Raw genomic sequence first — 5295 nt, forward strand, 5'->3', positions numbered from 1 at the left:
CGGCGGCGCAGCGTCATCGACTTCGACACCGCCCCCGAGTTCGCCGACAGGCTGCGCCGCCGCGGTTTCGGCGCGGTGCGCACCCTGCCGGTGGCCGGCTGGCAGACCGGCATCGTCCACACCTTCCTGGCCACCCGCCCCACCGTCGCCGCGCCGCGCACCGCCGCCGAGGACCGGGCGTGAGCGCCCCCGCCGCCCGCCGGGGCCGCGACCGCCGCGCCGAGGTCCTGCTGCCCGCCCCCGGCCGGCCCCGGTACTCCGGCGGACCCGCGCCGCGCACCGCCGTGATCGGCGGCGGCATCGCCGGCCTCGCCGCCGCCACCGCGCTCGCCGAACGCGGCATCCAGGTCACGCTCTACGAGCGCGAACCGACCCTCGGCGGCCGGCTCGCCGGCTGGAGCACCCGGCTCGCCGACGGCTCCGAGGCCACCATGAGCCGCGGCTTCCACGCCTTCTTCCGCCAGTACTACAACCTGCGCGGCCTGCTGCGCCGCACCGACCCGGCGCTCGCCCGGCTCACCGGCCTGCCCGACTATCCGCTGCGCCACCGCTCCGGGCTGACCGACGGCTTCGCCCGGGTGCCGCGCACCCCGCCGCTGAGCGCCGCCGGGTTCGTCGCCCTCAGCCCCACCTTCGGGCTGCGCGACCTCGCCGCGCTCGACGCCCGCGCCGCGCTGCCGCTGCTCGACGTCCGGGTGCCCGAGGTCTACCGGCGGTACGACGGCACCAGCGCGTACGACTTCCTGCGCGCCGTCAACTTCCCCGAAGCCGCGCACCACCTGGCCTTCGAGGTGTTCTCCCGCAGCTTCTTCGCCGACCCGCGCGAACTGTCCGCCGCCGAGCTGCTGGTGATGTTCCACATCTACTTCCTCGGCTCCTCCGAGGGCCTGCTGTTCGACGTGCCCACCGAGCCCTACCCGCAGGCGCTGTGGGAGCCGCTGGCCGGCTACCTCGGCGGCCTGGGCGCCGACCTGCGCACGCGGACGCCGGTCAGCGGCGTCGCCCCCCTGCCGGGCGGAGACCTGGACGTCGTCACCGACGGGGGAGTGGAGCGCTACCAGGCGGTCGTCCTGGCCCTGGACACCGGCGGGCTGCGCGCGGTGGTGGCCGGCTCCCCGGAGCTGGGCGACGCCGACTGGCGGGCGGACGTCGCCGCGCTGCGCACCGCGCCGCCGTTCCTGGTCTCCCGGCTCTGGCTGGACCGGCCGGTCGCGCCCGAGCGCCCCGGCTTCCTGGGCACCAGCGGCTATGACGGACTGGACAACGTCAGCGTGCTGGACCGCTGGGAGGGCGAGGCGGCCCGCTGGGCGGCCCGCACCGGCGGCTCGGTGGTGGAGCTGCACGCCTACGCGGTGGACGAGAGCGCCGAACGCAAGGAGGTCCAGGAGCGGATGGTCGCCCGACTGCACGAGGTCTACCCGGAGACCCGCGACGCCCGCGCGGTGGACGCGCGCCACGAATGGCGGGCGGACTGCCCGGTGTTCCCGGTCGGCGGCTTCGCGCGCCGCCCCGGCGTGCGCACCCCGCACCCGGGCGTGGTGCTGGCCGGCGACCTGGTCCGCACCGACCTGCCGGTGGCCCTGATGGAACGCGCCGCCACCACCGGCTTCCAGGCCGCCAACGCCCTGCTCGCCGACTGGGGCGTCACCGGCCAGGTCCTGTGGACGGTGCCCCGCGCCGGCCGCTCCCGCCTGCTGCGCACCCTGGCCCGCCGCGCCGGCCGCTGACACACCCCGGCCGCTTCCCGGGCTCAGCCCGGGAAGCGGCCGGTGCTGCGCAGCGCCCAGCGGCGTTCGGCATAGGCCAGGTCGTCGCGCCACAGCCGGCCCGCCGCCCGGCGCATCAGCGGCCGCAGGGCCGGCGCGGCGGCCCGGGCCAGCGCGAAGCCGCGCCGCTCGGATGCCGCGACCACCGCCTCCACCACGGCGGTACGGGGCCGGGCGGCGCCCGGCGCGGTCAGCGGCGTGGCGTGCGTCTCCACCACCGAGCCGGCGCCCTCCCCGTCGGTGATGTGCATGACGACGGTCCGCGGCTCGGGCGCGGTGAACACCGCCCGCACCGGCACCACCAGCTTCCCCGCCACCCGGAACGACACGTCCACCGCGAAGCCGTCGTCCGCGCCGGCGGCCCCGCCCCCGGGGGTGTCCACCACCTTCAGGTCCACGAAGGAGTACGGGTGGAACCACGAGCCGTGCCAGGGGTCCAGCCGGTTGGCGACCACGTCCTCCGGCTCGCACACCCCCGCCCCGGTGTAGACCGAGTCCACCGCGCCGGCCGGCGCGGGCCGGGCCGGCACCACCGGGCGCTCCAGCGGCTCCTCGCCGCCGACCGCGTCCAGCCGCACCCAGGCCAGCACCCCGTCGTCGTACGCCGGGTACGGCTCCCAGCCGGCGAACGGCCCGCCCTCCAGCGCCAGTCCGTGCCAGTGGCAGACCAGCGTCCCGCACACCACCCGGCTGTCCTTCAGCGGCGCCCCCAGATGTGGGCACACCCCGGGGCCGGCCCGCAGCACGCCGTCCGCGTCCCGCCACAGCACGACCTCGGTCCCGCCCACGGTCCGGCCGGCCGGACGCCCGTCGGCGGTCACCTCCCGCGCCGCGCCGACCGCGTACCAGTTCCCGGAGGGGCGGGCCGCCGCGCGCTTGAGCGCCTCGGCGATCAGCGACGGCCTCGCGTCCCGCCAGGTCGGCCGCTGCGCCGCCCAGTCCGGGCCGCTGCGCAGCTTCAGCGGCGAGGTCCAGCGGCGTCCGCCCTTCCCCGGCGCGCTCATCGGGCGCCCTCCTCGGGTGCGGGCTGCCGCACCGGCGGGCGCGGCCGGGGCGGCGGGGCGCTGCCGCGCGGCACCCGGGCGGCCAGGATGCGGGCCAGCCCGCCGGCCGCCACGGCCGCCCGCCGCCGCCTCGGCACCACCGAGCGGCGGTGCAGCACCGCGTACCCGTCGGCGGCGATGGCGTCCAGGATGCCGCCGTACAGCACGAAAGCGGTACGGATGCAGGGGCGGGTGCGCGGCTCCAGCATGGCGATGCCGGGCTCGGCCTCCCGGTAGACGCCGCGGGTCAGTTCGGCCGCCGCGACGAGCGCGGCCCGGATGCGGGGGTCGTCGCGGCCGGTGCGCCGGCTCCACTCCAGCAGGGCCCGGTCCACGCCGTGCGCGGCCAGCAGGTCGCCGGGCAGGTAGATCCGGCCGCGGTCCAGGTCCTCGCCGACGTCCCGGAGGAAGTTGGTGAGCTGGAACGCCACCCCGAGGGCCGCCGCGTGCGGCGCGGCCTCCTCCCGGGAGGTCACCGTGCCCAGGACCGGCAGCATCTGGAGGCCGATCACCGCCGCCGAGCCGTGCATGTAGCCGCGCAGGTCCTCGTAGGCGGGGTAGTCGGTGACGGTCAGGTCCGAGCGCATCGAGGCCATGAAGTCGGCGAACAGCACCGGGTCGATGGCGTACCGCTCGGCGGTGTCCGCGACCGCCCGCACCACCGGCTCGTCGCCGCCGCGGCCGCGCAGCCCGCACGCCAGGTCGTCCTCCAGCAGCTTCAGCAGCCGGTCCCGCTCGGCGGGTGTCTCCCGCCGGTCGAGCCCGTCGACGATGTCGTCCGCCCAGCGGGCGAAGCCGTAGAGGGCGTGCACCGCGCTGCGCCGCTCCACCGGCAGCAGCCGGGTGGCCAGGAAGTAGGTGCGCCCGTGCCGGGCGTTCAGCTCCCGGCAGCGCGTGTACGCCGCGCGCAGGGCCGGATCGGTGACGCCCGCGGCGTCGAGTTCGCGTCGGGTCATCGCCGCCGCCTCTCGGGAAGGGGGGTCGTGCCAGGGCAGGAGCGGCGCGGATGCGCGGGACGGAGGGTCATCGGGTGGGCGCCTCCGGGGCGGTACGCGGCCGGGCGGCTTCGGCGGCCGCCACCGGCCGGCCCGCCCGGACGGCCGGGGCGGCCGCCGCCCCGCGCACCGCGCCGGGCGGTCGCCGGCGGTCGCCGCCGGTGATCCTGGCCGCCGCCAGCTTGCCGCTGATCAGCACGGTGGGCACGCCGACGCCCGGGGTGGTGCCGCAGCCGGCCAGCACCACGTTGTCCACCCCCCGCACCATGTTGCGCGGCCGGAACGGACCGGTCTGGGCGAAGGTGTGCGACACAGAGAACGGCGTGCCGGCGCCGTACCCCTGCGCCGCCCAGTCGGCGGGCGTCACCAGCACCTCCCGCTCGATCGCCGCGCCGAACCCGGTCAGCCCGCGCCGCTCCAGCTCCGCGACCACCGAGTCCCGGTAACGCGGGCCCAGCTCGGCCCAGTCGCGCACCGAGGGGCCGGTCACCGTGTTGGGGCAGGGCGCCAGCACGTAGTGCAGGTGCCGGCCGGCCGGGGCGAGGGACGGGTCGTGCGCGGTGGGCCGGGTGATCAGCAGCGACGGGTCGCTCATCAGCCGCCCGGTGCGCGTCAGCTCCTCGAACGTCCCCTCCCACGCCGCGCCGAACGACAGTGTGTGGTGCGCCAGTTCGGGCCAGGTGCGGTCGGTGCCGGCGTGCAGCACCACCGCCGAGGGGGAGTGCCGCAGCGCCAGCGGCCGGCGCGGGGCCCGGCCCAGGAGCCGGTGCGCCACCGGCAGGTCCGGGGTGAGCACCACCGCGTCGCAGGCGATGCGCTCCCCGGTGGACAGCTTGACCGCCCGCACCCGCCCGGCCGACCGCTCCAGCTCCGTCACGCCCGCCGACCACCGGAAGTCCGCCCCGGCGTCCCCGGCCGCCGCCGCCATCGCCGCCGGCAGCGCGTGCATGCCGCCGCGCGGGAAGTAGACCCCGGCGACCGTGTCCATGTAGGCGATCACCGCGTAGGCGGCCAGCGCCCGGGCCGGCGCCACCCCCGCGTACAGCGACTGGAAGGAGAAGATCCGTCGCAGCCGCTCGTCCGAGAGGTACCGCCCGATCCGCCGGTCCAGCCTTCCGAAGCCGCCCAGCGCGGCCAGCCTCGCCAGGTCCGGGTGCAGCAACGGGAAGGGCGAGTCGAAGTTCGCGTCGATGAACCGGTTCATCTGCGCCCGGTACAGCTTCTTCAGCCAGGACCGCAGCTCCCGGTATCCGGCGGCCTCCGCGGGGCCCGCGAACCGCCGGACCTCCTCCTCCATGGCGTCGCCGTCGGTGTGCACGTCGATCCGCGACCCGTCGGCGAACCCGGCCCGGTAGGCCGGCGTCAGCGGCACCAGCTCGACCCGGCGGTGCAGGCTGTCGCCGACCGCGGCGAACGCCTCGTCCGCGAGGTGCGGCATGGTCAGCACCGTCGGCCCGGTGTCCGCGGTGAAACCTCCGAACTCCCGCCGCC

Annotated in this window: 4 protein-coding genes and 1 pseudogene; 2 read left to right on the forward strand and 3 right to left on the reverse strand. The window is 77.5% G+C overall.

Going from position 1 to position 5295, the window contains the following annotated elements:
- Together C6N75_RS25005 and C6N75_RS25010 are read left to right on the forward strand one after the other, a co-directional pair.
- Positions 1–183, forward strand: a pseudogene (locus C6N75_RS25005) (ubiquinone biosynthesis methyltransferase UbiE); the annotation flags it as partial.
- Complete coding sequence (locus C6N75_RS25010) at positions 180–1727, forward strand: FAD-dependent oxidoreductase (protein WP_105871150.1); 1548 nt, start codon at positions 180–182, stop codon at positions 1725–1727. The pseudogene C6N75_RS25005 and the gene C6N75_RS25010, both read left to right, overlap by 4 nt.
- Positions 1728–1750: 23 nt before the next feature.
- On the opposite strand, the gene C6N75_RS25015 is transcribed toward C6N75_RS25010, so the two are convergent.
- The 3 genes from C6N75_RS25015 to crtI form a co-directional block, all read right to left on the reverse strand.
- Positions 1751–2770 (reverse strand): DUF5914 domain-containing protein, encoded by a 1020-nt coding sequence (locus C6N75_RS25015; RefSeq protein WP_105871151.1) that lies wholly within the window; start codon positions 2768–2770, stop codon positions 1751–1753.
- Entirely contained in the window at positions 2767–3765 is a 999-nt protein-coding gene (locus C6N75_RS25020) for a phytoene/squalene synthase family protein (protein ID WP_105871152.1), read from the reverse strand. The genes C6N75_RS25015 and C6N75_RS25020 overlap by 4 nt, the downstream gene beginning before the upstream one ends.
- A 67-nt stretch (positions 3766–3832) precedes the next feature.
- Positions 3833–5295, reverse strand: a 1463-nt coding sequence (gene crtI, locus C6N75_RS25025; RefSeq protein ID WP_105871153.1) for a phytoene desaturase family protein, incomplete at its 5' end; no start/stop codon positions are given.

The sequence above is a fragment of the Streptomyces solincola genome (assembly GCF_002982015.1).
Taxonomy (GTDB): domain Bacteria; phylum Actinomycetota; class Actinomycetes; order Streptomycetales; family Streptomycetaceae; genus Streptomyces; species Streptomyces solincola.